1 rRNA gene is annotated in these 255 nt (G+C 37.6%); it reads left to right on the top strand.

The annotated features are described in order from the left end of the window. Positions 1-153: 153 nt before the first annotated feature. A 23S ribosomal RNA gene (locus tag PSH41_RS20090) occupies positions 154-255 on the top strand; the annotation flags it as partial.

Below are 255 nucleotides of genomic sequence, written 5' to 3' on the forward strand. Positions count from 1 at the left end.
TTATCAAGAGTTTTCAAAAGTAAAAAAGAATGATAGCAGTATCATTCAGTGCCAATTTAATCATTCGTGATTAATTGGTATCTACTTTAGTATTCAATATTAACTTCTGGCGAAGTTAAACTGTCACATAACAAAGACCCGTTTGGGTTGTATGGTTAAGTGACTAAGCGTACACGGTGGATGCCTTGGCAGTTGGAGGCGATGAAGGACGTATTAACTTGCGATAAGCCTAGTCAAGCTAGTAAAAAGCGCTTG

The organism is Pseudoalteromonas sp. CST2, from assembly GCF_028599385.1.
Taxonomy (GTDB): domain Bacteria; phylum Pseudomonadota; class Gammaproteobacteria; order Enterobacterales; family Alteromonadaceae; genus Pseudoalteromonas; species Pseudoalteromonas atlantica.